The organism is Geodermatophilus sp. CPCC 206100 (genome assembly GCF_048569675.1).
Classification (GTDB): domain Bacteria; phylum Actinomycetota; class Actinomycetes; order Mycobacteriales; family Geodermatophilaceae; genus Geodermatophilus.
The window spans coordinates 94,712-119,486 of sequence record NZ_JAQISV010000008.1; the positions used below are offsets into that span (position 1 = coordinate 94,712).

General features: G+C 75.3%; 25 protein-coding genes and 1 pseudogene. 4 read left to right on the forward strand and 22 right to left on the reverse strand.

The features are described from left to right. Nucleotides 1–27: 27 nt before the first annotated feature. The 6 genes from PGN05_RS04565 to PGN05_RS04590 all read right to left on the reverse strand — a co-directional run bounded on the left by PGN05_RS04565 (nt 28) and on the right by PGN05_RS04590 (nt 6,657). A complete protein-coding gene (locus tag PGN05_RS04565; RefSeq protein WP_419751338.1) occupies nt 28–1,476 on the reverse strand; it encodes an FAD-dependent oxidoreductase in 1,449 nt (482 codons plus the stop codon). A gap of 42 nt (nt 1,477–1,518) precedes the next feature. Further along, nucleotides 1,519–2,421, reverse strand: a complete 903-nt coding sequence (locus tag PGN05_RS04570) for a TrmB family transcriptional regulator (protein ID WP_419751339.1) — start codon at nt 2,419–2,421, stop codon at nt 1,519–1,521. An 80-nt stretch (nt 2,422–2,501) separates the two neighbouring features. Then, nucleotides 2,502–3,506, reverse strand: a complete 1,005-nt coding sequence (locus tag PGN05_RS04575) for an alpha-ketoacid dehydrogenase subunit beta (protein ID WP_419751340.1) — start codon at nt 3,504–3,506, stop codon at nt 2,502–2,504. After that, nucleotides 3,503–4,606, reverse strand: coding sequence for a pyruvate dehydrogenase (acetyl-transferring) E1 component subunit alpha (gene pdhA, locus PGN05_RS04580; protein ID WP_419751341.1), 1,104 nt, complete (start codon nt 4,604–4,606; stop codon nt 3,503–3,505). The genes PGN05_RS04575 and pdhA overlap by 4 nt, the downstream gene beginning before the upstream one ends. A 16-nt stretch (nt 4,607–4,622) precedes the next feature. After that, nucleotides 4,623–5,393, reverse strand: a complete 771-nt coding sequence (locus tag PGN05_RS04585; RefSeq protein WP_419751342.1) for an SDR family NAD(P)-dependent oxidoreductase — start codon at nt 5,391–5,393, stop codon at nt 4,623–4,625. Between the two features lie 43 nt (nt 5,394–5,436). Continuing rightward, entirely contained in the window at nt 5,437–6,657 is a 1,221-nt protein-coding gene (locus PGN05_RS04590; protein ID WP_419751343.1) for a cytochrome P450, read from the reverse strand. 144 nt (nt 6,658–6,801) lie between these two features. Between PGN05_RS04590 and PGN05_RS04595 the strand changes: the two genes are divergently transcribed. After that, on the forward strand, nt 6,802–7,815 hold the full coding sequence (locus tag PGN05_RS04595) for an amidohydrolase family protein (RefSeq protein WP_419751344.1): 1,014 nt from the start codon (nt 6,802–6,804) through the stop codon (nt 7,813–7,815). A 50-nt stretch (nt 7,816–7,865) separates the two neighbouring features. Here PGN05_RS04595 and PGN05_RS04600 read toward each other — a convergent pair whose 3' ends face one another. Genes PGN05_RS04600 through PGN05_RS04615 form a run of 4 tightly spaced genes read right to left on the reverse strand, consistent with a single transcriptional unit; the run spans nt 7,866 to nt 10,412 of the window. Next, on the reverse strand, nt 7,866–8,612 hold the full coding sequence (locus tag PGN05_RS04600) for an SDR family oxidoreductase (RefSeq protein ID WP_419751345.1): 747 nt from the start codon (nt 8,610–8,612) through the stop codon (nt 7,866–7,868). Nucleotides 8,613–8,617: 5 nt separating this feature from the next. Continuing rightward, nucleotides 8,618–8,911, reverse strand: a complete 294-nt coding sequence (locus PGN05_RS04605) for a Dabb family protein (RefSeq protein ID WP_419751346.1) — start codon at nt 8,909–8,911, stop codon at nt 8,618–8,620. Nucleotides 8,912–8,954: 43 nt separating this feature from the next. Then, a complete protein-coding gene (locus PGN05_RS04610; protein ID WP_419751347.1) occupies nt 8,955–9,176 on the reverse strand; it encodes a ferredoxin in 222 nt (73 codons plus the stop codon). A gap of 12 nt (nt 9,177–9,188) precedes the next feature. Further along, entirely contained in the window at nt 9,189–10,412 is a 1,224-nt protein-coding gene (locus PGN05_RS04615) for a cytochrome P450 (RefSeq protein WP_419751348.1), read from the reverse strand. 77 nt (nt 10,413–10,489) lie between these two features. On the opposite strand from PGN05_RS04615, the gene PGN05_RS04620 reads away from it, so the two are divergent. Further along, nucleotides 10,490–11,212 (forward strand): ThuA domain-containing protein, encoded by a 723-nt coding sequence (locus PGN05_RS04620; RefSeq protein WP_419751349.1) that lies wholly within the window; start codon nt 10,490–10,492, stop codon nt 11,210–11,212. On the opposite strand, the gene PGN05_RS04625 is transcribed toward PGN05_RS04620, so the two are convergent. The 10 genes from PGN05_RS04625 to PGN05_RS04670 all read right to left on the reverse strand — a co-directional run bounded on the left by PGN05_RS04625 (nt 11,185) and on the right by PGN05_RS04670 (nt 21,551). After that, nucleotides 11,185–12,300, reverse strand: coding sequence for a Gfo/Idh/MocA family protein (locus PGN05_RS04625; RefSeq protein ID WP_419751350.1), 1,116 nt, complete (start codon nt 12,298–12,300; stop codon nt 11,185–11,187). The two genes, PGN05_RS04620 and PGN05_RS04625, sit on opposite strands and share 28 nt — an antisense overlap. Further along, nucleotides 12,297–13,310, reverse strand: coding sequence for an LLM class flavin-dependent oxidoreductase (locus PGN05_RS04630; RefSeq protein ID WP_419751351.1), 1,014 nt, complete (start codon nt 13,308–13,310; stop codon nt 12,297–12,299). The genes PGN05_RS04625 and PGN05_RS04630 overlap by 4 nt, the downstream gene beginning before the upstream one ends. Before the next feature lie 52 nt (nt 13,311–13,362). Beyond that, on the reverse strand, nt 13,363–13,878 hold the full coding sequence (locus PGN05_RS04635) for a VOC family protein (protein WP_419751352.1): 516 nt from the start codon (nt 13,876–13,878) through the stop codon (nt 13,363–13,365). An 11-nt stretch (nt 13,879–13,889) separates the two neighbouring features. Beyond that, nucleotides 13,890–14,306: a hypothetical protein gene (locus PGN05_RS04640; protein ID WP_419751353.1), complete on the reverse strand. Its 417-nt coding sequence runs from the start codon at nt 14,304–14,306 to the stop codon at nt 13,890–13,892. Beyond that, nucleotides 14,303–15,379: a zinc-dependent alcohol dehydrogenase gene (locus tag PGN05_RS04645; RefSeq protein ID WP_419751354.1), complete on the reverse strand. Its 1,077-nt coding sequence runs from the start codon at nt 15,377–15,379 to the stop codon at nt 14,303–14,305. The genes PGN05_RS04640 and PGN05_RS04645 overlap by 4 nt, the downstream gene beginning before the upstream one ends. A 12-nt stretch (nt 15,380–15,391) precedes the next feature. Next, nucleotides 15,392–16,843: an FAD-dependent oxidoreductase gene (locus tag PGN05_RS04650; RefSeq protein ID WP_419751355.1), complete on the reverse strand. Its 1,452-nt coding sequence runs from the start codon at nt 16,841–16,843 to the stop codon at nt 15,392–15,394. Beyond that, on the reverse strand, nt 16,840–17,670 hold the full coding sequence (locus PGN05_RS04655) for an FAD binding domain-containing protein (protein WP_419751356.1): 831 nt from the start codon (nt 17,668–17,670) through the stop codon (nt 16,840–16,842). Before PGN05_RS04655 ends, PGN05_RS04650 begins: the two co-directional genes overlap by 4 nt. Next, nucleotides 17,667–18,185 carry a (2Fe-2S)-binding protein gene (locus tag PGN05_RS04660; protein ID WP_419751357.1) on the reverse strand — a complete coding sequence of 173 codons (519 nt, stop codon included), beginning with the start codon at nt 18,183–18,185 and terminating at the stop codon, nt 17,667–17,669. The genes PGN05_RS04655 and PGN05_RS04660 overlap by 4 nt, the downstream gene beginning before the upstream one ends. Before the next feature lie 70 nt (nt 18,186–18,255). Continuing rightward, entirely contained in the window at nt 18,256–20,709 is a 2,454-nt protein-coding gene (locus PGN05_RS04665) for a xanthine dehydrogenase family protein molybdopterin-binding subunit (RefSeq protein WP_419751358.1), read from the reverse strand. Then, nucleotides 20,709–21,551, reverse strand: coding sequence for an SDR family NAD(P)-dependent oxidoreductase (locus tag PGN05_RS04670; protein WP_419751359.1), 843 nt, complete (start codon nt 21,549–21,551; stop codon nt 20,709–20,711). The genes PGN05_RS04665 and PGN05_RS04670 overlap by 1 nt, the downstream gene beginning before the upstream one ends. Nucleotides 21,552–21,695: 144 nt before the next feature. Here PGN05_RS04670 and PGN05_RS04675 point away from each other — a divergent pair, with 144 nt between their 5' ends. Together PGN05_RS04675 and PGN05_RS04680 are read left to right on the forward strand one after the other, a co-directional pair. Beyond that, the gene (locus tag PGN05_RS04675) at nt 21,696–22,577 is read left to right on the forward strand and encodes a nuclear transport factor 2 family protein (RefSeq protein WP_419751360.1); all 882 of its coding nucleotides are present in this window, start codon (nt 21,696–21,698) and stop codon (nt 22,575–22,577) included. After that, complete coding sequence (locus tag PGN05_RS04680) at nt 22,574–23,521, forward strand: TIGR03621 family F420-dependent LLM class oxidoreductase (RefSeq protein WP_419751361.1); 948 nt, start codon at nt 22,574–22,576, stop codon at nt 23,519–23,521. The genes PGN05_RS04675 and PGN05_RS04680 overlap by 4 nt, the downstream gene beginning before the upstream one ends. Before the next feature lie 4 nt (nt 23,522–23,525). On the opposite strand, the gene PGN05_RS04685 is transcribed toward PGN05_RS04680, so the two are convergent. Together PGN05_RS04685 and PGN05_RS04690 are read right to left on the reverse strand one after the other, a co-directional pair. Further along, nucleotides 23,526–24,083 (reverse strand): hypothetical protein, encoded by a 558-nt coding sequence (locus PGN05_RS04685; protein WP_419751362.1) that lies wholly within the window; start codon nt 24,081–24,083, stop codon nt 23,526–23,528. 5 nt (nt 24,084–24,088) lie between these two features. Next, nucleotides 24,089–24,760: pseudogene (locus tag PGN05_RS04690) on the reverse strand (ABC transporter ATP-binding protein); the annotation flags it as partial. Nucleotides 24,761–24,775: the final 15 nt, after the last annotated feature.

Genomic DNA, 24,775 nt, shown 5'->3' on the forward strand with positions numbered 1-24,775 from the left:
CTCCTCGTGGATGGGTCCCCGCCGGCCTCAGCCGGCCAGGGCGCACTCCGCCGCGACCTGCCCGAAGCACAGCGCCTCGGACAGGTTGCTGCCGTCGGCCGGGTACAGCAGGCCGCTGGCCTGCCCGAGCTCCCCGGCCGCGTACAGCCCCGGGATGACCTCGCCGAAGACGTCCAGCACCTGCGCGCGGGCGTTCCGCCGGGGTCCGCCGGTGGTGTTCGAGCCGCCCGGGTACAGCGGCACGCAGTAGTAGGGCGGGGTGTCCAGCGGCACGAGCGTCTCCGCCGGGCGGCCCAGGGGGTCGCGGCCCGCGGCGCAGCCGGCGTTGTAGGCCGCCACGGTGGCCTCGGCGGCCTCCGGGTCGGCGACGCCGGCCGCGCGGGCGGCGTCGGCCACGGTCGCGCCGGGGTGGATCCAGCCCCGCTCGATCTCCGCCCGGTTGTCCGGGCTCCAGGTGTAGAGGCCGACCGCGCCGGCGCCGAGGTGCGGGTAGGTGAGCGGCCCGGCCGCGCGCCGGCGGTCGTCGAAGAACCAGTAGCAGGGCACCCGCGGGTGGCGTCCGGTCGCCGGGTCGATGCCGAGCAGGGAGTAGTAGAAGCCGTGCAGCAGGCGGGCCTGCTGGCTCTCGTCGGCGAAGCGCCGTCCCGCGCCGTCGGTGATGACGTAGCCGGGCGGGTCGATGCCGATGATCAGGTTGAGCCGGCTGCCGTCGGGCATCGGGAAGCTGCCGATCGCCCGGCCCACCATCTGGTTCATGTGCCACAGGTCCGCCCCGAGCGCCTGCGCCATCCGGACGCCGTCCCCGGTGTTGCCGGGGTTGCCGTAGAAGTACACCGGCGCTGCCCGCAGGTGGTCGAGCTTGAGCGCCTCGTCGAACTCGTAGCCCCCGCAGGCGAGGACCACGCCGGACCGGGCCCGGACGACGGTGCCCTCGTCGTCCCCCACGCGGACGCCGGTGACCGTCCCGGCGTCGTCCCGGACCAGCCGCGCCGCCGGGCTGGACCACCGGACCCGCACGTCGGTGTCGGCGACGGCGGACAGCAGGGCGGTGTAGAGGTCGGTCCCCGCACCGCCCCGGGCGTCCAGGCGGTAGCGCGCCTCCCCCGGCTGGCCGACGACGATCCCCTCGGCGCCCGGGAGCTCGGGGTGCTCCGCGCCGCCGATCGCGGTCATCGGCAGCCCGCGGGCGGCCAGCCAGTCGAAGAGCCCGACGGCCCGCTCGGCCCACCGCGCGCTGACGTCGCGGGGCACCATGCCGCCGGCGCACCGGTCGAGGTACTCGGTGGCCGCGGCCACGTCGGTCACGCCCATGACCAGGCCACCGGACATCCGCGTGCTCGGCGTGTGCCGGTCGGCCGGCTGCTTCTCCAGGACGACGACGGAGGCACCGGCCCGGGCGGCGGTGAGCGCGGCGGCCGCGCCGGCCGCCCCGAGCCCGACGACGAGCAGGTCGCAGTCCGGGGTCACCGGCGGCACGGCTCCTCCTTCGGGTCGGGACCGGGCGCCGCCCGGAGGCGGTCAGCTGGCCGAGCGGCCCCGGCGGGCGCGCCGCGCCGGGATGCGGTCGCGCCCGCTCTGCTCGGCGGCCTGCAGCGTCGCCGCGGGCAGGCCCCGGTCGGCCCGCAGCCGGTTCATGTCCGGGTCCTCCTGCCAGAACGCCCGGATCTGCTCGGCGTCGAAGTGGTGGCCCATGAGCTGGATGGCGATGTCGTGCCGGATGTACTCGACCGACAGCAGGACGACGGCCGGGTTGTCGGTGTAGACGCCCCAGGCGCCGGTCTCGGTGAAGCCGCCGATCACGGCCTCCTGCCGGTCGCCGACGACGGTGAGCATGCGGCAGCCGAGGTTCTCCATGACGACCTCGGGCGTGGACAGCTCGTGCTGGTAGGTGCGCCCCACCGGGTCGCCGAGGTCGCCGAACGCGATGGAGGTGACCGCCACCGAGCGCGCCTCGGCCGCGGTGACGCTGTCGCGCAGGGCCGCCATCTCCTCGGGCCAGATGGAGAGGAACAGCTCCCGGCGGGCGCCGGAGACCACGTCGCGGGCGCGGTCGAGCAGGGCCGCGGCCCCGGCCAGGTTGTGGATCAGGTGCACCGTGGGCGGCGCGGCGATCGCCGGCAGCATGGCGTCCAGCGCCGCGAGCGACTCCGAGTAGTCCCGGCCGAGCCGGTTGAGCAGCGCCTTGGCCGGCAGCGGCAGGTAGTCCACGGCGTCCCCGGCGCCCCGCACCTCGAAAGCCGCGCCCCGCGCCACGAGCTTGGCGAGCGTCTCGTACACCGTGCTGCGCGGCACGCCCGACCGCTTGGCCACCTCGTAGCCGTTCAGCGGCTCCCCGGCGCCGACCAGCGCCAGGTAGGTCTTGGCCTCGTAGCCGGACATGCCCAGGTGCTGCAGCCGCTCGATCACGTCTTCGTAGGTCACTGCCCGTTCCCCTCCAGCCGGTGCGCCCGCACCGTCGTGAGCATGCCAGTCACGATCGGCCGCCACCTCGCTCCCACGGGTCAGTACCCGAAGGTGCGGTCGACGGCGTCGAGGACCCGGTCGAGGTCGGGCAGGAACTCGTCCTCCACCCGGCTCGGGGGGTAGGGGACGTCGTACCCGGCCACCCGCTGCACCGGCGCCTCCAGCTCGTAGAAGCAGGCGTCGGCGAGCTCGGCCGCGATCTCCGCCCCCAACCCGAGGGTCCGGGGCGCCTCGTGGACGACGACCACGCGGCCGGTGCGCCGGGCCGAGTCGACCAGCGTGGGCAGGTCCAGCGGCGACAGGGACCGCAGGTCCACCACCTCCAGCGAGCGACCCTCGGCCTGCGCCGCCTCGGCCGCGTCGACGGCGACCCGCACCATCGCGCCGTGGGCCACCACGGTGACGTCGGTGCCCGGCCGCACCACGCGCGCCCGGTGCAGCGGCAGGTCGTCGTCGGCCGCGGCCGGGCCGAGCCGGACCGGGCCCTTCTCCCAGTACCGCCGCTTGGGCTCGTAGAACACGACCGGGTCGTCGCTGCGGACGGCCTGCTGGATCATCCGGTAGCCGTCGGCCGGCGAGGAGCAGGCGACCACCCGGAGCCCGGCCGTGTGCACGAAGTAGGCCTCGTTGGACTCGCTGTGGTGCTCCACGGCGCCGATGCCCCCGCCGTAGGGGATCCGGATGACCACCGGCAGGGCGACCGTGCCGCCGGAGCGGGTCCGCAGCTTGGCCAGCTGGCTGACCACCTGGTCGAAGGCGGGGTAGACGAAGCCGTCGAACTGGATCTCGCAGACCGGCCGGTAGCCGCGCATCGCCAGGCCGATCGCGGTGCCGACGATCCCGGACTCGGCCAGCGGGGTGTCCACGACGCGGTCGCCGCCGAAGTCCTTCTGCAGCCCGTCGGTGACCCGGAAGACGCCGCCGAGCCGGCCGACGTCCTCGCCGAGCACCAGCACCTTCGGATCGTCGTCCATCGCCTGGCGCAGCCCGGCGTTGATGGCCGCCCCGAGCGCCAGCGTCGTCGTCCCACCCGTGTCGCTCACCCCGCCTCCCGGGGGCCGGCGAAGGAGGCGAGGTGCGCGGCGAGCTCGGCCCGCTGCCGCGCCATGACGGGGTGCCGCTCGGCGTAGACGAGGTCGAAGACGGCCAGCGGGTCGGTGTCGGGCAGCGCCCGGGCCTCCGCGCGGACGCCGACGGCGAGGTCGTCGGCCTCCGCGGCGAGGTCGGCGAACCAGGCGTCCTCGACGCCCTCGGCACGCAGGTACCGCTCCACCCGGAGCAGCGGGTCGCGCGCCCGCCACTGGTCCACCTCGGCCGCGTCGCGGTAGCGGCTGGGGTCGTCGGAGGTGGTGTGGGCGCCCATCCGGTAGGTGAAGGCCTCGACGAGCGTGGGCCCGCCGCCGGCCCGCGCCTGCGCCAGGGCGGCGCGGGTGACCGCCAGGACGGCGAGCACGTCGTTGCCGTCCACCCGGACCCCGGGGAAGCCGAAGCCGTGCGCCCGCTGCCACAGCGGCACGCGGGTCTGCCGGCTCAGCGGCTCGGAGATCGCCCACTGGTTGTTCTGACAGAAGAAGACGACCGGCGCGGAGGACACCGCGGCGAAGGTGAACGCCTCGGCGACGTCGCCCTGGCTGGTCGCGCCGTCCCCGAAGAACGCCATCGCCGCCGCGTCGGCGCCGTCGCGCTGGATGCCCATGGCGTAGCCCACCGCGTGCAGGGCCTGCGCCCCGATGATCACGGTGTAGTTGCCCATGCCGGCGGCCTGCGGGTCCCAGCCGCCGTGAGCGCTGCCCCGCCAGAACCGCAGCATCTGCGCCGGCCGGACGCCCCGGCACCAGGCCACCCCGTGCTCGCGGTAGCTGGCGAAGGCGAAGTCCGCCGGCGCCAGCGCCCGCCCGGCACCGATCTGCGCGGCCTCCTGCCCCAGGCAGCTGGCCCAGAGGCCCAGCTCCCCCTGCCGCTGCAGCGCGGTGGCCTCGGCGTCGAACCGGCGCAGCAGCGTCATGTCCCGCAGCAGCCCCTGCACGGCGGGCAGGTCGAGGTCCAGCGGGTGCCGCGGGTCGGCCACCAGCCGGCCCTCGGGGGTGAGCAGCTGGACGCCGGGGTCGTCCTGGCCCGGCGGCTCCGCGGGTGGCTGGCTCACGGACCCTCCCCCCGGCTCACCGGTCGCCCACCGAGTCGACGCTCTTGGGCCGGGACAGGCCGAGCATCGCGGCCTTGGTGAGCCCGCCGTCCACGGCGAGGGTCTGGGCGGTCACGTAGCCGGCCTTGTCCGAGGCGAGGAACAGCACGGCGGCGGCGACGTCGTCGGCCGTGCCGAGGCTGCCCAGCGGCACCTTGCCCTGCCGCAGCTCGCGGATCTCCGGATCGGCGTAGATCGGGTCGGACATGCCGGCCAGGATCAGCCCGGGGGCGACGGCGTTCACCCGGACGCCGAGCGGAGCCCACTCGAGGGCCATCTGCTCGGTCAGCATGAGGATCGCGGCCTTGGTGCTGGTGTAGGCACCGGCGTTGGGCGCGGCGGCGATCCCGTTGACCGAGGAGATGTTGACGATCGCGCCGCCGCCGGCTGCGCCCATGCGCCGGGCCGCGGCCCGTGACACCAGGAAGGTGCCGGTGAGGTTGACGCCGAGCACGGCCTCCCAGTCGGCCGTGCCGAGGTCGAGCAGGGGGCCGAAGCGGACCAGGCCGGCGTTGTTGACCACGAGCGCGGGCGCCTCGGGCAGCGCGGCGAACGCCGCCTCCACCGAGGCCTCGTCGGCCACGTCGACGGTGGCCGCGACGGCGGCGTCCCCGAGCTCCGCCGCGACCGCGTCGGCCGCGGCCCGGTCGACGTCCCAGACCGCGACCCGGTACCCCTCCTTGACCGCGTGCCGGGCGATGACCGCACCGATCCCCCGGCCCGCTCCGGTGACGACTGCCCAGCTCATCTGCTTCTCCTACGGACGGTGACCGGCGCAGCCGGCCGGGGGTTCAGGAACGGTCGAACAGGACGGGGTAGGTCCCGAAGTGGTCCCGCTTGGAGTGCGCGTCCTTCGTCGGCGGGGAGTCCGGATCGGGCCGGACGCCGTGGCGCAGCAGCTCGCGCACCATGAGCGGCACGGTGCCCAGCACGTGGTCGGGGCCGCCGCCGGTCTCGTCACGGGGAACGGTGCCGCCGTCCAGCTCCATCCCGATGCAGGCGTGCATGCCGCCGCCGAAGGTGTGCCCCCACGGCGGGACCCCGTCGGGCACCGTGCGCAGCGGGTCGAACTCCTCGGCGTCGGGACCGAACACCTCCGGGTCGCGGTTGGCCGACCGGATGTCCATGACCACGACGGTCCCCGCCGGCACCACCCGCCCGTCGCGGAGGGGGACGTCGGCCAGCGCCCGCCGCTCGGCGACCGGGCTGGCCGGGTGCAGCCGGAACACCTCGTGCACGCAGCGCTGCACGAACAGGTCGTCGTCCAGCCGGTCGGCCAGCTCCGGGTTCCGCTCCCGCCAGCGCAGGATCTCGTCGGCGGCGTGGGTGAAGGCGTCGGAGGTGCTGTGCGAGCCGGCCTGCAGGTAGAAGGCGACCTCGCGCAGCATCACCGCGCGGTCGACGCCCAGCTCGTCGGCGTGGCGCACCATCGCCATCAGCACGTCCCGGGGCAGCTGGTCCTCGGGGACGGAGGCGTCCGCGGCCAGGGCCCGGCGGCGCTCGTAGGACGGCGTGAAGAACATCGCGTCGAAGCGGCCCAGGGCCTCCTCGACCTCGGCCCGCACCGCGGCGGGGTCGCGGGTGCTGTGCACCAGCGTGGCGCCCTCGCTGAACTTGACGGCGAACTCCTGCAGCGCGTCGGTCTCCTCCACCGACCCGGTCGGGTGGTCGGCGCCGGCCACCCGGGCGGTCAGGTTCATCGTCGTCCGGTACCCCAGCTGGACCAGGTCCGCCCGTCCCGCGCGCAGGCTCGGGGCGAACGCCTCGTCGATGATCCGCGGGACCAGCTCGCTCTCCCAGAACCGGAAGGTGCCGCGGCGGAAGAGCCGGTTCTCCACCCGGCGGCGCAGCCGGTGCGCGTCGCCGTGGAGGTCGAGCAGGGCGTCCTGCATGACGACCCCGCCGGCGTCGTACAGCCGCTGCCGGAGGTCGCGCTGGCGGAAGCCGTCCCAGAGCTCGGCGAAGGTGCTCAGGGTGAGCGGCGGCGTCTCCGTCAGCTGGTCGGTGGACATGCGGCCTCCTCCGGTCGCGGGGACGGCCGCGGTCGGGCATGCGGCGTCATACGCCTAACGACGCTAGTGTGTCCCACGTCTCACGTCCATGCCCCGACCCGCGCGGGTGCCCCGCCGGGCCGCCCCCGCCGCCCGAGGAGTCCCGTGGCCGCCCAGCCCCCTGACGCCCCCGTCATCGACGTGCACGCGCACGCGGTCCTGCCCATGAGCCTGGGGGCCGCGGGGGCCGCCGGCCCGGAGCTCGGCACCGCGCCCGACGGCACCCCCTTCTACCGCGTCGGCGACTACGTGCTCCGGGGCGTGCGCTACGAGGGCAGCGCGTTCATGGACGTCGACGTGCGGATCGCCGCGATGGACGCCGCGGGCATCGACGTCCAGCTGCTCTCCCCCAACCCGATCACCTACTTCGGCGACCTCGAGCCGGCCGCCGCCGCCCGGTACGCACAGGCGCACAACGACGCCCTCGCCGAACTGGTCCGCGCCCACCCCGGGCGGCTGCTGGGCGCCGCGCAGCTGCCGATGCAGGACCTCGACGCGGCGATCGCCGAGCTGGAGCGCTCGGTGCGCGAGGTCGGCCTGTCTGCGGCCTACGTCGACACCGACCCCGGCCGCACGCTCGACGACCCCGCGCTGGACGCGTTCTACGAGGCGGTGGTCGACCTCGACGTCCCGCTGTTCGTGCACCCCACGCCGCTGGGCAGCGCCGGCCCGGCCGACGACCCGCGGCTGCGCCGCTTCGACCTCGACCTGCTGCTCGGCTTCGCCTACGACGAGACCCTCGCCGTGGCCGCGCTCGTGTTCGGCGGGGTGCTCGAGCGCCACCCGCGGCTGGACGTCTGCCTGTCCCACGGCGGCGGCGTCACCGCCTATGTCGCGGGGCGCTTCGCGCGGGCGGCGGCGGTCCCCCGCGCGTGGGTGCCGGAGTTCCTGCGCGAGCAGGGTGTGGAGCACTACCTGCGCCGGCTGTGGCTGGACACCCACGTGCACAGCCACGACTCCCTCGACCTGCTCACCCGGGTGGCCGGCACCGAGCGGCTGGTGTTCGGCACCAACTTCGCCGGCTGGGACGCCGGCGGCGCGCACGCGGTCGAGGAGGTGGCACACCTGGCCCCGGTGCTGTCGGCCAACGCCGCCCGGCTGCTCCGCCTGGACGCCTGAGCGGCACAGATGGCCACGATGGCCGGCCCGATGGCCGGGCCGGCCGGCGGTCAGAGCAGGCCCTGGTGGACGCCCCCGTCGACCGGCAGCGCGACCCCGGTGACGTACCGGGCGGGCTCGGAGCAGAGGAAGGCCACCGCCGCACCGAAGTCCTCGGGGCGGCCCAGCGCCCGGGCCGGGATCGCCGCCACCTGTGCGGCCAGGCCCTCGCCGTAGACCGCCTCGACCCGCTCGGTCTCGTGCAGGCCCGGCTGGATGCTGTTGACCGTCACCCCGTCGGCGGCGACCTCGCGGGCGAGGGTCTTGAGGAAGCCGGTGGCCCCGGCCCGTGCGGTGTTGGACAGGATCAGCGTGGCGATCGGCTGGCGGACCGCGATCGAGGTGATGGCCACGACCCGCCCCCACCCCTGGGCGCGCATGCCCGGGACGGCGGACAGGCACATCCGCACGACCGACAGCAGGTTGAGGTCGAGGGCGGCCGGATAGTCCTCGGCGCGGGCCGTGGCGAACGTGCCCGCCGGGGGGCCGGGGGCGTTGGCCACCAGGACGTCGAGCCCGCCCATCGCCTCCTGCGCCTCCCGGACGAAGCGCTCGCTGCCGTCCGGGTCGGCCAGGTCGGCGACCACCCAGGACGCGCCGGGGCCGAGGCGGGCGGCCGCGGCCTCCGCCCGCCCGGCGTCGCTGCCGCAGATGGTGACCGTGGCGCCCTCGGCCAGCAGGGCCGCCGCGCTGGCGAAGCCGAGCCCGCTGGTGGCGGCGGCGACGGCCGCCCGGCGGCCGCGCAGTCCGAGGTCCACCGGGCCTACAGCTCGTGCTGGACGGCGGCTCGCCGCTCGAGGATGGGCCGCACGTGGTCCCGGAGCACGGCCTGGTGCCGCTCGTCGGCGGCGTAGGCGGCGTAGGTCTCCCGGTCGGGCAGGTCCACGACGACGGCCACGTCGCCGTTGCCCTCGGCGAGACCGGCGTCGACCCCGAGGGTCAGGGTGCCGTACTCGCGGCAGTCCTCCCCCCACTGGCGCAGCGCCGCGACGGCCCCCTCCCGCTGCTCGGGGGTGGACCCGGCGGTCCAGCTGAACACCGCGACGTGACGGAACACGGGACGAGGACTCCTCGGTCGGGGGTGGGTGGGGCGGGCGCGCTCAGTCCAGGTCGATCGGCTCGCCCTGCCCGTCGTACACCGTGATGGCGCCCGAGGGACAGTTGCGCGCGACGGCGAGCAGGAACTCGTCGTCCACCGGCGGAGCCGGGTCGACCGGCTCGGCCAGCTCGTCGTCGTCGAACCGGAACACCGCGGGGGCGTCGGCGACGCACTTGCCGGAGCTGATGCAGATGTCCTTGTCCACGGAGACGGTGTGCGGCATGCGGTCCTCCCGTCAGCCCGCGCGGCCCAGGAGCACCGGATAGGTGCCCCAGTACGGGCGGGCGGTGTTGGCGTCGCGCTGGGGCGGGTCGTCCGGGTCGCGCCGCACCCCCTCGGTGAACATCCGCTGCACGGCGCCGGTGACCAGACCGAACAGGTGGTGCTGCGGGTCCACCTCGCCGAGCGGGACGACGCCGGCGGCGAGGTCCTGCCCTATGCAGACGTGCATGCCGCCGCCGAAGCTCAGCCCGAACGGACCGACGCCGGCGGGCAGCGCGCGGTACGGGTCGAACTCCGCCGCGGTCGGGCCGAACACCGCCGGGTCGCGGTTGACGGCGGCCAGGTCGATGACCAGCTTGCCGCCCTTGGGCACGTGCACCCCCGACTTGAGCGTCACGTCCTGCAGGGCCCAGCGCATGCCGATCGGGCTGGAGGGGTTGAGCCGCACCGTCTCGTGGATGCAGCGCTGCACGAACAGCGGGTCGTCGACGACCTTGCCGGCGTCCTCGGGGTGGGCCTCGACCCAGGACAGGATGTGGTCGATGGAGCGCACGAACGCGGTCGCGCTGGTGTGCGCGCCGGCGAGCAGCACGAAGGCGATCTCCCGGCGCAGGACCTCGTGCGGCAGCCGCAGCTCGCCCTCCGAGCGCAGCAGAACGGTGAGGACGTCGCGCGGCACCTCGCTCTCGGGGATCTCGCCCGCGGCCAGGCGGGCCAGCGCCTCCCGGCGGCGCGCCACCGACGGCGCGAGGAACTCCTCGTCCCACTCCAGCAGGCCCGCGGCGATGAGCCGCCGCTGCTCGTCCTTGTCCTTGGTCGAGTGCGCGAGGGTGGCGCCCTCGATGAACACCATCATGTAGTCGTAGAGCCGGGCGGTCTCCTCCGCGCTGCCCTGCGGGCGGTCCACCCCGGCGGTCAGCGCGGCCAGGTTCAGCATCAGCTCGTGCCCGAGGTGGACCAGGTCCACCCGGCCGGCGGCCAGGTGCGGCGCCAGCGTCTGGTCGGTGACGGCCGGGAAGAGCTCGCGCTCGTAGTGGTCGAAGGTCTCCCGGCGGAAGCTGCGGTTCTCCACCCGGCGCCGCGCGCGGTGCTCGTCCCCGTGCAGGTTGACCAGGACGTCGGCCATGATCACCTCGCCCTCGTCGTACAGGGCCTGCCGGAGGTCCTTCTGGCGGTAGGCGTCCTTGGCGTCGGCGAAGGTCTGGATCGTCACGACGTCGAGCGTGGGTGCGGCCATCGGGACTCCTCGGGTGTGACCTGCGTCGCTTCCCACCCTGTAGTAGTTAGTCTTCTCACGTCAAGGAGGAGGCGGTCATGGACGGTCGGCAGCCCGGGCCCGCGGTGGTCGTCTCGGGAGGGGTGGCGCACGACTTCCCCGCCACCTCCGCGGAGGTGGCGCGGGTCCTCACCGAGGCCGGGTTCACCCCCACGGTCACCGAGGACGTCGAGGCGGCGCTCACCGGTCTGGCCGCCGGCGGGGCCCGCCCCCTCCTGGTGCTCAACCTGCTCCGCTGGACCATGCAGGTCGAGCGCTACGCCCACCTGCGCGAGCGGTGGTCGCTCTCGCTGTCCCCGGAGGCGCGCGCGGCGCTGACCGCGCACGTGCACGGCGGGGGCGGCCTGCTGGCCCTGCACGGCGCCAGCATCTGCTTCGACGACTGGCCCGGGTGGCGGGAGCTGCTCGGCGGGGTGTGGCGGTGGGACCGGTCCACCCACCCGCCCCTGGACGGCGCGGTGCGGGTCACCGTCGCTCCCGACCGGCACCCCCTCGTCGCCGGCGTCCGGGACTTCGACGTCGTCGACGAGGTCTACGGGTTCCTCGACCGGACCGACGACGTCGTGGGGCTGATGTCCTCCCCGCACGGCGGCACCGACCACCCGCTGCTGTGGGCCCGCGAGGTGGGCGCCGGGCGGGTGGTCTACGACGCGCTCGGCCACCACGTGCCCTCCTACGCCGTACCCGAGCACCGCCGGATCGTGCAGCGGGCCGCGCGCTGGGCCGTGGGCGCTCAGCCGGACGGCGGCGCGCCCGGCTGACCGCCGTCGACGGCGTCGGCCAGCTCCAGCAGCCGCACCCCGTCGGCGAACGTGGGCAGCTGCGCGCGCACGGCGGCCGCGACCGGGTCGTCGCCGTCGTCGAGGAGCACCCCGGCCAGCCGGCGGACCAGCCGCGCGAAGGGCAGCGTCGCGGCGTCGGCGGCGAGCTCCGGCAGGTCGTCTCCGGGGCCGGGCCGCGGCCGGATCTCGCGCAGCTCGTCGTCCTCGGCGCGGGCTCCGGCCAGCCGCACCGGGAAGTGCCCGGTGTGACCGGCCGCGGTGGCGACCAGGGCGCCGGCGCTGCCGTAGGCGGCCAACCGCCAGCCCGAGCCGTGCCAGGCCACCCAGGAGGTGTGCACCGAGACCACCGCGCCGCCGGGCAGCCGGCCGGTGAACGCCACGCTGTCCCGGCTGGTGGCCGCCAGGTCGCCGTCCGGCGCCGGCCACACCGGACGGCGGGTGGCCGCGGCGCCCTGCACGTCGGTGAGCGCCCCGAACAGCCACTGCACCAGGTCGACCGAGTGCAGCCCGTGGATGCGCAGGGTGCTCGCGCCGGACCCCGCGTCCGCGCACCACAGGGAGGACGCCACGCGCTCGGGCCGGGTGAACGTCGGGTAGAACGCCCGCACCTCGACGTTCTCCAGGGTCCCGAGGAACCCCTCGTCGACCAGCCGGCGGAACTCGGCCAGGCCGGGCCAGAACCGCGACTGCAGGTCCACCACGCCCAGCCGGCCGGCCCGCCCGGCGGCGGCGGCCATCGCGGCGCCGTCCGCCGCCGAGGCGGCCAGCGGCGCCTCGCACAGCACGTGCTTGCCGGCCGCCAGCGCCGCCTCGACCATCCCCCGGTGCCGGCTGGGCCGGGTGGCGACGTCGACGAGGTCCACCTCCGGATCGGCGCACAGCCGCTCGAAGCCGACGTGGGCGCGCGGGACGCCGAACCGCCGCGCCACCGCCTCGGCGGTTCCCGCGTGCGCGGTCGCGACCGCCACCACCTCCACCTCGGGCAGCGCCGCGTAGGCCGGCAGGTGGGTGCCGGCCGCGTAGCTGGCCCCGACGACGCCGATCCGCAGCCGCCGGCCGCCGCTCACGCGACCGGTGCGGCCGCGACGGCCGGGGCGACCTCGTTCGCGAACAGCTCCATCGCGGCCAGGACCGACTCGTGCGAGGGGCCGGTCGGGTAGCGGAAGACCAGCAGGAAGTCGTCGACGCCGGCCTCGTCGGAGAACCGCCGGATGGTGTCGGCGCACTCCTCGGGGGTCCCGAACACGAAGCGGTCGCGGACGAACTCCGCCAGCGTGATCTGGTCGGCCGAGCTGACGCCGGGCAGGTCGGTGATCGCGCCGTAGTCGAACAGCGTGCGGGCCATCGCCAGCGCCGTCGCGCCGAACTCCGCCTCGGCGCGCTCCCGGTCGCGGGACGGCCAGCAGAACCGGATGGACGTGACGTGCGGGGTGCGGCCGGCCTCCCGAGCGGCCGCCCGGTAGGCGTCGGCCATGCCCCGCATCGTGTCCAGCGACATCAGGGCGTTGGTGATCCAGCCGTTCCCGAGCCGGCCCGCGCGGCGCAGTCCCCCGGGGGTCCAGGCGGCCAGGTGCAGCGGCACCCCGCCGTCCTGCAGTGGGCGCGGGATGACGCTGACGTCGTCGAACGCGTACACCTCGCCGCGGAAGGAGAAGCGCTCCTCGGTCCACGCCGAGCGCAGGATGCGCGCGCTCTCGTCGAACCGCTGGGCCCGCTCCTCCCAGGGGACGCCGACGGTCGTGTAGTCGACCGGCAGGTACCCGGCGCCGACGCCCAGCCAGGCCCGGCCGCCGGAGAGCTGGTCGAGGATCGCGACGTCCTGGGCCAGCTCCACCGGGTTGTACAGCGGGGAGATCGCGATGGCGGTGCCCACCCGCACCCGTCGGGTCCGGGCCGCGATGGCGAAGGACAGCGGGATCGGCGAGCCGAAGTACTCGTCGGAGTACTTGTGCTCGGTGGTGAGGGCGGCGTCGAAGCCGAGCCGGTCGGCCGCCTCGGCCTGCTCCAGGATCTCCTGGAGGGTCTGGTGCGGCGGACCCGTCACCAGGCCCTGGGTGAACAGCACTCCGAAACCCATGACAGCTCCTCCTGTTCGGCGGTCCCGGCCCCGGGAGGGGCCGGTTCGGTGCTCAGCGGCTCGGGCCCACGGCCGGTTCGGTGCCCGCGGCCGGGTAGGGGGCGCCGGCGAACCACGCCTCCAGGGCCGGACGGCGGGCGGCGTCGACCAGCTCGACGAGCGGACCGGTCGGCAGCCGGTGGTAGACGAACCGCGCCGCGCCGCCGCTGCCGTCGTCGAAGGTCAGCACCCGGGGGTAGCCGGCGGCGACCAGCTCGTCGGAGGCGGCGGCGAGGTCCTCGGCCCAGACGCCGACGTGGTGGGCGCCGCCCGCGCCGGAGGACGGCTGGACCGGCCGCTCCCACACCGTGCCGGGCACCGGCTCCAGCAGCTCCAGCCGGCACGGACCGCGCCGGGAGTAGACCCACCGCAGCCGCACGGTCAGCGGGCCGTCGGGCGTGACGACCGGCAGCTCCCGGTCCTCGACCGGGGTCCAGGTGAGCCCGAGCACCGCGGTGAGCTCGGCCATGGCCGTCTCGAGGTCCTCGACCACGAGGCCGGTGTGGTAGATCTCGCCGAACGACCGCATCGGCACTCCTCTCAGAACGCGGCCGGGTCCCCCGGCGCCCACGTCGGCGGCGCCTGGACGTCGGGGTAGATGAGGTCGATCGGGCCGGAGGAGACGAGGAGGAACTCCACCCCGTCGTCCCCGGCCAGCTCGGGCCCGTAGACGTGGCCGGCGCGCACCCACCGGACGCTGTCCTGCTCGAACCAGCCCTCGTCGCCGAACTGGATCCGTCCCCTCGTCACGAAGTAGGTCGTGTCGTACGGGTGCCAGTGCTCCGGCGCCCGGAAGCCCGGGGGGAACCGGACGAACATCGTCCGCGGGTTGACCAGCTTCACCTGGGCGCCGTGCACGCGGTCGTGCACGTCGACGTAGTCGATCCACGGCAGGTCGTCGAGCGCGACCCCGCCGATGGTGGCGTCCGGGTCGGGGGCGGGCGGGGCACCGGTCATGACGGTCCTTCCTCGAGGGGTCCCGGTTCCGGGTGGGCGGGACGGCAGAGGGTCCCCGCCGGGGACACCTCGACGAGCACCTTGGCGGTGCCGGCCGGGTCGTCGTGGGCCTGCGCGAAGGCAGCCGCGACGTCGGTGAGCGGGAACCGGTGGCTGATCATGCGGGCGGTCTCGGCGGGCAGCCGCGAGACGACGTCCACGGCCTGGGGGAACAACCCGGCCCGTGACCCCGTGACCCGGACCCCCTCGAACAGCAGCCGCGGGACGGGCACCCGCAGCTCGCCGTCCCCCAGGCCCACGACGACCACCGTGCCGCCCCGGCCGACCAGCCCGACCGCGTCGTCGAGGGCCCGGGGCGAGCCGCTGGCCTCGATGGCGGCGTCGGCCCCGGCGCCGCCGGTCCACTCCTGGACCGCCCCGGCCGGCGCGGCGGTGGACACGTCGACGACCACGTCGGCCCCCAGCGCGCGGGCGAGCTCCAGCCGCCCGGGCAGCACGTCGGTGACGAGCACGCCGACGCCGTGGACCCGGGCGCAGAGGACGAGGCCCATCCCGATCGGGCCGGCACCGAGCACGACGACCCGGTCCCCCGCCCGGGCGCCGGACCGGTGCAGCGCCATGGCGGCGACCGACACCGGTTCGACCAGCGCGGCGACGTCCGGGGCGACGCCGGGCACGCGGTGCAGGTAGTCGCCCGGCACGGCCATCAGCTCGGTGAGGCCCCCGGGTCGGGCGACGCCGTACGCGGTGAAGGCGGCGCAGGACGGCCACTCGCCGCGCCGGCACACCCGGCAGGAACCGCAGGGGACCGACGGGTCGACGGCGACGACGTCGCCCACTGCCAGGTGCGTCGCCGAGCCGTCGGCGGGGAGCTCGGTGACGACCGCCCCGATCTCGTGGCCCTGGCGCAGCGGGAACCCCACGCCGGCCCGCTCCCCCGCCCACATGTGCAGGTCGGTGCCGCAGAGCCCGACCGCGCCGACGCGGACCAGGACCTCACCGGGGGCCGGGTCCGGCGGCGGGACGTCGCACACCTCGACCCGGCACCGGTCGAGCGTCACCGCGGCCCGCACGCCGGCACCCGCTCAGGCGCCGGCGAGGTGGACCAGGGCCAGCTTGGTGTCCACCATGCTCGGCAGGTGGGCCCCCTGCACGCTGGCCCGCCGCCGGGTGTTCGCGACGCCCCGCGCGGCCGACCGGCCGGCGACCCGGCCGAGGGTGAACCCGCCCGAGATGTGGATGCCGCCGAGGTCGGACACGGGGTTCAGGCCGCCGACGCAGTCACCGGCGGCGTACAGGCCGGGCACCGGGTCGCCGAAGACGTCGATGACCTGCATCGACTGGGTCACCCGGAAGCCACCGGCGCAGAAGTTGACGCCGACGACCATCGGCACCGCGCTGAACGGCGCCCGCGCGGCGGTGCGCCGGCGGGGCGGCAGCACCACCCGGCCGAACGCGGGGTCCACGGTCGCCGGGCCGGCGAGGAAGTCGTTCCAGCCGGCGACGGTGCGCTCGAGCGCCTCGGCCGGCACGCCGATCAGGCCCGCGAGCTCCGGGAGCGAGCCGGCGCTCACCCCCGGGCGGGGCATCTGGGCGATCAGCGCCGCCTTCTCCTCGGTCACCTCGGCGTCGAAGACGTACCAGCCGCGCCGTCCGGGCTGGGCCAGCAGCGCGGCCACCCGGTCCTCGTAGGGCCCGGCCTCGTCGTGGAACCGCTCCCCCGCCTCGTTGACCGCGATCGCGTCCTCGACCAGCGAGGAGGAGACGATCACCAGCGGCGGTACGAAGGTCATGTTGACCAGGTCCCCGCCGACCGCGGAGCCCATGAGGTGGCCGTCGCCGCGGCAGGTGTCCACCCCGAGGTAGGGCCCGCGCGCCAGGTGCTCGGGCATGTAGCGCTGCCGGAGCAGGTGGTTGGACTGGTAGCCGCCGGTCGCCAGGACGACGCCGGTGCGCGCCCGGACCTCCACCGGCGTCGCGCCGCCCTCGGCGTCCCGGCGTTCGGCGAGCACGCCGACCACCCGGCCGTCGGCGTCGGTGCGCAGCCGCTGCGCCGTGGTGCCGAACAGGGTGGTGACCGACGGCTGCTCGAAGTCGGGCTGGAACGCCCGTTGGAACATCCAGGTGTCCTCGACGGCGGCCATCCGGTCGATCGTGTGCTGGGCCGGCCGCGGGATGAACCGGCTGAAGCGCACCCCCCGCTCGGTGAGCAGCCGGTAGGTCTCGGCGCTCTCCCGGGCGAACAGCCGCACCAGGTCCTCGTCCCACACGACGCCGAAGGAGTCGCGGGCCAGCTCGACCATGTGGGCGGCGTCCCGGACGAAGGTGTCCTCGTCGTCGGTGATGCCCTGCTCGGCCTGCATCGCGGAGTTGACGAACGCCAGGTACCCGGTCGACCAGACGCAGTTGCCGCCGATGTGGTCGAGGGCCTCCACCGCCACCACCGAGGCGCCCTGCGCAGCGGCCTCGGCGACCGCCGCCATCCCGCCGGGGCCGGTGCCCAGGACGACGACGTCGGCCTCCAGCTGCTCCGTCACGACGCCCCGGCCTCGCTGAGTGCCTGGGCGGTGAGCACCCGGGCCAGGTGTGCCCGGTAGGCGGAGTCGCCCCGCAGGTCCGACGGCGGCGCGGCGCCCTCGGCGGCGTGCCCGGCGGCCTCGTCGGCCGAGGCGCCCGCGCGCAGCGCGTCCTCCACGGCCGAGGCCCGCCACGGCACCGGCGCCATGTTCACCAGCCCGACGGCGTGCTGCCCGTCGGCGGTCTCCTGGACGGCGACCCCGACCGTCGCCCAGTCCTGGCTGCGCTGCCGGAACTTCTGGAAGCCCCAGCGCCGGCCGGGCAGCGCCGGCACGACGATCTCCACGAGGACCTCGTCGAGCCGGCAGTCGGTCTCCCAGAAGTCGACGAAGAACTCGGCGGCCGGGACCTCCCGCCGGCCGGCGGGTCCGCGCAGCACGAGCGTGGCGTCGAGGGTCACCAGCACGGCGGGGAGGTCCGCCGCCGGGTCGCCGTGGACGACCGTGCCACCGATGGTCGCGCGGGCCCGCACCTGGCGGTCGCCGACCGAGGCGGCCGCGGCGGCGAGCAGAGGTAGCTGCTCGCGCACGACCGGGGAGAGCTCGAGGTCGCGGATCCGCAGCCCGGCACCGAGCCGGAGGACGCCGTCGGAGCGGTCGAGGGTGCGCAGCTCGGTCAGCCGGCTGATGTCGACCAGCACCGACGGCGCGGCGAGGCGGAACTTCATGAGCGGGATGAGCGAGTGCCCGCCGGCCAGCAGCTTCGCCTCGTCGCCGTGCTCGCCCAGGAGGTCGAGGGCGTGGTCGAGCGAGGACGCGGCCAGGTAGTCGAACTCGGCGGGGATCACGGCGCGCCCGCCTCGGCGCGCGAGCGGTGCGCCTCGGCGGCGGCACCGGGGCCACCGTGCTCGGCCGCCCACCGGACCGACTCGACGATCATCTGGTAGCCGGTGCAGCGGCAGAGGTTGCCCTCCAGGCCCTCGCGGATCTCCTCGCCCGTGGGATCGGGCCGGTCCAGCAGGAGGCCTGTCGCGGAGACCACCATGCCCGGCGTGCAGTACCCGCACTGCAACCCGTGGCACTGGCGGAAGCCCTCCTGCACCGGCGTGAGCTCCCCGTCCTGCGCCAGCCCCTCGACGGTGAGGACCTCGCCCCCGTCGGCGGCCACGGTGAACACCGTGCAGGACTTCACCGCGACCCCGTCGAGCAGGACCGTGCACGCGCCGCAGTTGGAGGTGTCGCAGCCGACGTGCGTGCCGGTGAGCCCCAGCGTCTCGCGCAGGTGGTGCACCAGCAGCTGCCGCGACCACACGGTGTGCTCCTGGACGACCCCGTTCACGCGGAGCGTCACGTCGTGCCTCATGAGTCCATCCCCCGCTCCGCGGCGCCGCTCGCTCCGCTCCTCGCTCGCTGGCGCTCGCTGCGATGCTCACTCACGGGGTCACCTTCCAGGTGTCGTCGCCGTCCGCCGGCGGTGTCGGCATGCCCTCCGGGGGTGGGGGCGCGTCCGCGTCGGGCCGCATCGCCTCGGGCGGTGGCGCCGACCCGTCGGGCGCCGGGGCGGGGCGGCCCTCCTCGGCGGCGCGCATCGCCGTCCAGACCCGGAACGGGGTCAACGGCATGTCGAGGTTGCGGACGCCGAGGTGCGACAGCGCGTCCACCACGGCGTTGACCACCGCCTGCGGTGCCGCGGTCGCCCCGGACTCGCCCAGGCCCTTGGCTCCCAGCGGGTTGAAGCTGCTCTTGACCTCGATGTGGTGGGTCTCCATGCCGGGGACGTCGGGCGCGCCCGGCACCTGGTAGTCGATGAGGGAGGACGTGACCGGCTGCCCCTCGCCGTCGTAGACGACCTCCTCCAGGAGCGCCTGCGCGATGCCCTGCGCGAGCCCGCCCTCCACCTGGCCGCGTGCGGTCAGCGGGTTGATGACCGTGCCGCAGTCGTCGACGGCCACGTAGCGCAGCACCCCCACACGGCCGGTCGCGCGGTCCACCTCGACCACGCAGGCGTGCGCTCCGCTGGGGTAGCTGAGGTTGGTCGGCTCGTAGTAGTCCATGACCTGCAGCCCGATCTCCATCCCCTCGGGCAGCTTGTGCGGCTTGTAGGCGGTGAGCGCGACGTCGGCGAGGGCGACCTCGGCGCCGGGCGTGCCGCGGACGGCGAACCGCTCGCCGTCCTGCTCGATGTCGTCCTCGCTGGCCTCGAGCAGGTGGGCGGCGATCTGCAGGAGCTTCTGGCGGACCTTGTCGCTGGAGCGCTGCACGGCGGGGCCGCAGACCGGGATCGCCCGGCTGCCCATGGTGCCGATGCCCTCCTGGATGGTCTGGGTGTCGCCGTGGCGCACGGTGATCCGCTCCATCGGGATCCCGCCGAGCGCGTCGGAGGCGATCTGGGCGAAGGCGGTCTCGTGTCCCTGGCCGTGCGGGCTGGTCCCGACCGAGACCACCACCGAGCCGTCCGGGTTCATCCGCACGGTGGAGGACTCCCACCCACCGATGTAGCCGAACTGCTCGAACAGCGGCGTCGGGCCGAAGCCGCCCATCTCGACGAAGGTGGAGAAGCCGATGCCCAGCAGCGGCCGCTGCCGATCGCGGCGGCGCTCCTCGGCCTCGCGCTTGAGCGCGTCGTAGTCCAGGTGCTCGAGCAGGGTGTCCAGGAGCCGCGGGTAGTCGCTCTCGTCGTAGACGATCCCCGGCCACTGGGTCGCGAAGGGCATCTCCCCGGGCTGGATGAGGTTCACCCGGCGCACGTCGACCGGGTCGCGGCCGAGTTCGTCGGCGACCACGTCGATGACCCGCTCGATGAGGTAGGCGGCCTCGGGCCGGCCGGCACCCCGGTAGGCCGCGACGGGCGTGGTGTTGGTCGTGACGCTGCGGAACGACGCCGCGATCTTCCCCACCTTGTAGCAGCCACCGGACATGAAGATGGTGAGCGTCGGCAGCCCCGCTCCGGTGGCGTCCGGCCAGGCGCCGCAGTCCTGCACGATCGCCACCCGCATCGCCAGCAGCCGGCCCTCGTCGTCGAAGCCGACGTCGATGTCCTGCAGCTGCGCCCGGCCGTGGGTCATCGAGACGAGGTTCTCGCTGCGGGTCTCGACGAACTTGACCGGGCGGCCGAGCCGCCGCGACAGCTCGGCGGTGAGGATGAACTCGGGGTAGAAGCTGGCCTTCGCCCCGAAGCCGCCGCCGACGTCCGGGGCGACCACGCGCACCTCGTGCTGCGGCAGACCGAACATCACCGCCAGCTCGTTGCGCACCGGGTGGGGTGCCTGCACCGTCGCGTACAGCGTCAGGCCGGTGCTGTCCCAGCTGGCGACGCAGCCGCCGGGCTCGATCGGGACGGCGGCCAGGCGCTGGTTGCGGATCCGCAGGCTGGTGCGGTGCGGGGCGGCGGCCAGCTCGGCCTCGGCGTCGTCCTCGGTCATGGGCTGGTCCATGACGACGTTGCTCGCCTGCCCGGGCACGATCGGCGCCGCGCCCTCGGCCATGGCCTCCTCGATGGTGGCCAGCACGGGCAGCGGCTCGTAGTCCACGACCACGGCGGCCGCGGCGTCCGCCGCCCGGTACCGGTCCTGCGCGACGACGACGGCGAGCGGCTCCCCGACGAAGCGGACCGTGTCCGACGCCAGGCACGGCCGCTCCATCCCCGGGATGGACCGGGTGCTGGGCAGCCCCTCGAGGTCGGCGGCCGTCCAGACCCCGAGGACGCCGGGCAGCTGCCGCGCGGCCTCCGTGTCGATGGCGGTGACCCGGGCGTGCGCCTGGTGGCTGCGGACGAAGGCCATGGAGACCGCGCCCGGCAGCTGGATGTCGTCGACGTAGCGGCCGCGGCCGGTGAGGAGGGCGGGGTCCTCCTTGCGGACGACGGTCGCCCCGACCATCGACGCCATCAGCGCGTCGCCTGGCCGCAGTCGACGTGCAGCACGTGGCCGGTGACCATCCGCGCGTTGTCCGAGGCGAGGAAGAGCACCGCGTCGGTGATGTCCTGCGCCTGCGCCCGCCACTGGTCCCCGGGCAGGTTGCCCTGGGCGGAGAACACCTCGAAGGCCTCGTCCGGGTCCATGCCCATCGCGGCCGACAGCCCGGTGACCATGCCCGAGCCGTGCCGGTCGGGACCCGGTTTGATCGTCGCCGGGGCGATCGCGTTGACGTTGATGTTGAACTCGGCGAGCTCGGTGGCCCAGGACCGGGTCAGCCCGACGACGCCGTGCTTGCTGGCCACGTAGTGCGACAGCATCGCGTGCCCGCTGCCGATCACCGCGGACGAGATGTTGATGATCTTGCCCGCCCGGCGGCCGATCATCTGCGGCACGACGAACTTGGCGACGTGCATCGGCCCCTTGAGGTTGGTGTCGATGACCGCGTCGAGCGTCGCCGCGCTCATGTCGTGGATGGTGTCCAGCGCGGCCATGCCCGCGTTGTTGACCAGCACGTCGATCCGCCCGAACTCCTGCAGCGCGGCCTCGACGGCGGCCTGCACCTCGGCCTCGTCCCGGACGTCGGCGGTGAGGCCGATCGCCCGGCGGCCGTGCTCCTCGACCTGTGTGACCGTCAGCGCCAGGTCCTCGGCGGAGGCGGTGTCGTACAGCCCCTCGATGGGCCGGCAGATGTCGACGGCCGCCACGTCGCACCCGGCGCGGGCGAACTCCCGCGCGTGGTTGGCCCCCTGACCCCGTCCGGCTCCCGTGACGAGCACGACCTTGCCCTCGAGCCCGCGCAGTTCGACGCCCATGTGCCCACCTCGGTGTGTGACCCAGCCGACATCGTGCAGGCCCTTTCCTACGGCACCGTCCGACGTCCAGGCAACGGCTTGTCGCATTAGTCGTTGGTGTGGTAACGACTGCGGCACGCACACGTCTCACCACCGAGGAGTGGCATGGACGACGTCGACCCCGCAGCCGCCCCCACCGAGCTCCGCGACCGGACCGCGATCGCCGACGTGCTGGCCGCCTTCTGCGAGCGGGTCGACGAGTACGACATCGCCGGCCTCGACGCGGTCTTCACCGCCGACTGCGCCACCGACTACGGGCCCGGCCGCGGCGGCCCCGTGTCGGGGCTGGCCGCCGTCCAGGCCCGGATCGCCCGCGGGCAGGCCGAGTTCCGCCGCACCCACCACCAGTTGGGTCAGAGCCGGGTGCGCCTCGACGGCGACACCGCCGCGGCCACCACCTACGTCACCGCCACCCACGAGCACCGGGACGGCGCGCGCTCGCGGGTGCACCTGCGCTACCTCGACCGGCTGCGGCGGACCCCCGCGGGGTGGCGGATCGCCGCGCGCACGGTGGCCGTGACGGTGGTCGAGGGGATGCCGGGGACCGCCTGGGTCTGGGTGCCGCGGGGCGAGCCGGAACCCGCCGGCGGCGTCGACGCCGCCGTCCGGCGCTTCCTCGGCGCGGTCGAGAGCCGGGACCCCGACGCGGTCGCCGCCTGCTTCACCGTCGACGCCCGCTACGCCAACGTGCCGCACCCGCCCGCGGTGGGCCCGGCCGCCATCCGGGCGGTCTTCGCCCGCATCCTGGCGCGGTGCGAGCGGGTCCGCTGGGACGTGGTCAGCACCGCCTCCGACGGGGACCGCGCCTGGCTGGAGCGGGTCGACCGGTTCTGGATCGACGGCCGGGAGTACGCCATCGAGTGCAACGGCGTCTACATCGTGGACCCGGCGCGCGGGCTGCTGGCCGAGGTGCGGGACTACGTCGACCTCGCCACCTGGCGCGAGCGGCTGGGCGACGTGCTGGACCGGCCGGGCCCCCCGCGGTGAGCACCCCCCTCCGGTTCGGCGTCCTGGCGATGCGGCCGGCCGCGACGCGTGCCGAGTGGCTGGACCGCGCCCGCCGGGCCGAGGACGACGGCTTCGGCACGTTCCAGGTGAGCGACCACTTCGACCGGTCCCCCGCCTCGCCGCTGCTCACGCTGGCCGCCGCCGCCCAGGCGACCTCCTCGATCCGGCTGGGCACGCTGGTCCTGGACAACGACTTCCGCCACCCCGCGGTGCTGGCCAAGGAGCTGGCGACCCTCGACGTGCTGTGCGACGGGCGGCTGGAGGTCGGCATCGGCGCCGGCTGGATGCCCGCCGACTACGCCGTCTCCGGGCTGCCGTTCGACCCGCCGGGCCTGCGCGTGGACCGGCTGGCCGAGACCCTGGAGCTGCTCGACGCCGTGCTCGGCAGCTCCGGTCCGGTGACGTGGACCGGCGAGCACGCCCGCGTCACCGGCCTGCGCAGCGTCCCGGTCCCCCGGCAGCGGCCCCGGCCTCCGCTGCTGGTCGGCGGCGCCCGACCGCGGGTGCTGGGGCTGGCCGGGCGGCTGGCCGACGTGGTCAGCGTGAACATCGACGTCCGGGAGGGCCGGGTGGGCCCGCAGGCCACCCGCTCGGCCCTCGCCGACGCCGTCGACGAGAAGGTCGGCTGGGTCCGCGCGGCCGCCGCCGGGCGGCCGGCCGCCCCCGAGCTGCACCTGGTCGCCTACTGGGCCGAGGTGACCGAGGACCCCGAGGAGGTGGCGGCGCGGCGGATCGCGGCGGCCGGCCTGGACCTCGCCCCGCAGGAGCTGCTCGCCTCCCCGCACTGCCTGATCGGCCCCCGCGCGCAGGTCACCGAGCGGTTGCTGCAGGCCCGCGAGCGGTGGGGGTTCTCCTACGTGACCGTCTACGACTCGGACGCGGCGTCCCTGGCTCCCGTGGTGGCCGGCCTCGCCGGGACCTGAGCGCTCACCCGCCGGCGGCCACGGTCCACGTGCAGTGCCCCGTCGGGTCGGCCGGCGGGTCCACCCGCCACCGCTCGCCGCCGTGGCGGGAGATCGTGGCGATGCAGCGGGCGCAGTACCGGGGCCGGCCGCCCGGGACCCCCGGCACCTCGCCGTCGGCGACGGTCGGCGTCTCCGGGTGGTCGGCCCAGTAGCGCTGGCCGCTGCCGCACCGGTGCCGGAACACCGTGGCGCCGTCCTCGGCCGTGACCGTGCCGGTCGAGCCGTGCGCCCGCAGGAGCGCGGCGATCTCCGCCGGGTCGATCCGCGCGTCGACGAGCGTGTCCAGCGACACCCGGGTGCCGGCCAGCAGCCGGTCGACCACCTCGCGCACCGGCCGCCCGTCGTCGGCGGCCACGTCGAGCAGCGCGGCGATCAGGCCGACCAGCCGGTCGTGCAGGGTCCGCCACCGGGCGTGCTCGGCCTCCACCAGCGCCAGCACGTCGGGCGGCACCGGCGGGTCACGCCGCCGCAGCCGGTCGGGCAGCGGCTCCAGGTGCAGCTCGCCCGCGGGGTCGGGCACCGCGCTCAGCCCCTCAGGTAGGACGAGACGAGGTCCTCCGAGCGCAGCAGGTCCGCCGAGGCACGCTCGAGCTGGTTGCGCCCGTTGCGCAGCACGTAGGTGCGGTCGGAGATCCGCAGGGCGGCCGCCTGCTGCTCGACGACGAGGAAGGTGACCCCGCCCTCGCGCAGGTCGAGGATGACCTGGAACAGGTCGCTCACCACCCGCGGCGCCAGGCCGAAGGACAGCTCGTCGACCATGAGCAGCCGCGGCCGGCTCATCACGGCCCGGCCCAGCGCGAGCATCTGCTGCTGCCCGCCGGACAGCGACGCCGCCGGCGCGTCCAGCCGGCCGGACAGCTCGGGGAACAGGCCCAGCACCCGCTCCTTGTCGCGCCGCCGGTCCTCGGCCGAGCCGCGCCCGCTGACCGTGCCGAGGTCGAGGTTCTCGCCCACCGTGAGCGTCTGGAAGATGCCGCGGCCCTCCGGCAGCTGGCACAGGCCGAGGGCCGCGCGCCGCTCCGACACCATGCGGCCCAGCGTCGTGCCGTCGAAGGTCACCGACCCCGACCAGGGGTGCAGCGCCCCGGACAGCAGCCGCAGGAGGGTGGTCTTCCCGGTGCCGTTCGGGCCCAGGACGGTCACGATCTCGCCCTCGGCGACCTGCAGCGAGACGTCGTGCAGCACCTCGAGGCGGCCGTAGCCGGCCGTGAC